Origin of the sequence: Variovorax sp. WDL1 (genome assembly GCF_001541225.1) — a bacterium.
GTDB lineage: Bacteria > Pseudomonadota > Gammaproteobacteria > Burkholderiales > Burkholderiaceae_C > Variovorax.
This window is the reverse complement of sequence record NZ_LMTS01000301.1, coordinates 1-311: the sequence shown is the minus strand read 5'-3', so window position 1 is coordinate 311 and position 311 is coordinate 1. Positions and strand designations below refer to the sequence as shown.

The 311-nt window shown below is 72.7% G+C and carries 1 pseudogene; it reads right to left on the bottom strand.

Annotation, left to right across the window (positions count from 1 at the left end):
• Positions 1-311: pseudogene (locus tag APY03_RS42985) on the bottom strand (feruloyl-CoA synthase); the annotation flags it as partial.

The window sequence follows — 311 nt, the reverse complement described above, 5'->3', positions numbered from 1 at the left end:
TGCAGCCGCTCCACCTCCGCCGCGCGCCGCAGCAGCACCGCACGCTGGTTGATGTAGCCCTTGTCCGTGATCTCGCCGGCATCGATGTCCGGCGGCGAGGTCAGCACCAGTGCGCGCACCGGGCATCGCGAGGAGCCCGCCCCCTCGTCGTGCATGGCGCGCATCGTGCGAAGCAATGCCGCCGCCAGCTCCTCGCGCGGGCGCTGCGCCGCCTGCGCGCTCGGGAAGACCAGCATGCCCACCGCATCGCGGTCATGGCCGGTGATCACCACGTCCTGCACCAGCGGCGCCAGCCGCGACACCAGCTCCAC